This is a genomic window from Thermobrachium celere DSM 8682 (assembly GCF_000430995.1).
GTDB classification, from domain to species: domain Bacteria; phylum Bacillota; class Clostridia; order Clostridiales; family Caloramatoraceae; genus Thermobrachium; species Thermobrachium celere.
In genome coordinates this window covers 1-770 of record NZ_HF952002.1, presented here as the reverse complement: position 1 = coordinate 770, position 770 = coordinate 1, and the positions used below count along the sequence as shown (strand labels likewise).

1 protein-coding gene and 1 pseudogene are annotated in these 770 nt (G+C 28.3%); both read right to left on the bottom strand.

All coding sequences use genetic code 11. From position 1 onward, the window contains the following. Positions 1 to 90 precede the first annotated feature (90 nt). Positions 91 to 608 (bottom strand): annotated as a pseudogene (locus TCEL_RS00255) (adenine phosphoribosyltransferase). Positions 609 to 610: 2 nt separating this feature from the next. Next, positions 611 to 733 (bottom strand): hypothetical protein, encoded by a 123-nt coding sequence (locus tag TCEL_RS14160; RefSeq protein WP_018657852.1) that lies wholly within the window; start codon positions 731 to 733, stop codon positions 611 to 613. Between the last annotated feature and the right edge of the window lie 37 nt (positions 734 to 770).

The following is a 770-nucleotide window of genomic DNA, read 5'->3' as shown; positions in this document are numbered from 1 at the left end:
GTTTATAATATATGGCTGGTATATCTACCAGCCATATAATTTTAAAAATATTATATATCAATTTAATTGTATTTGCAATTTTTTTCGACATTAAAACTCATATTTAATCAATGATTCTACATCATACTTAGATAGTTTTTCTCTTCCATTAAGCCCTGTAAGTTCAATTAAGAAGCACATGCCTGCTACTTCTCCACCAAGCTGTTCTACTAATTTAGCTACTGCTGCAATTGTTCCACCAGTTGCTAGTAAGTCATCAACTATTAAAACTCTTTGACCTGGCTTTATAGCATCCTTATGTATTTCTAAACAGTCACTTCCATATTCTAATTCATATTCATATTTAAGTGTATCAGCTGGTAATTTACCTGGTTTTCTTACAGGAACAAATCCAACTCCTAATCCATATGCAACTGGAGTACCAAAACAAAGCCTCTTGCTTCTGGTCCAACTACTAAATCTATATTCTTATCTTTAGCATATTCAATCATCTTGTCTACTGCATATCTAAATGCTTCTCCATCTTTAATTAATGTTGTAACGTCTTTAAAACTTATTCCTTTCTTTGGAAAATCTTCTATTATTCTTATTTTTTCCATTAAATTCATTTTTATACCTCCCAAACTGCGTTATATAATAAATTTTTTAAACCTTTAATCTTTTCTGTATAGTCATCCAAAATAAGAGCATTTAAATCATTTGTATCTTGATTTTTTATTAATTTTAGTAACATCGTTTTTTATAAATACCCTTATAAAATTGTTATTTTT

Bases quoted from the DNA above. Each gene is read 5' to 3' on its own strand.
- TCEL_RS14160 (WP_018657852.1), bottom strand. From the start codon at position 733: ATGTTACTAAAATTAATAAAAAATCAAGATACAAATGATTTAAATGCT.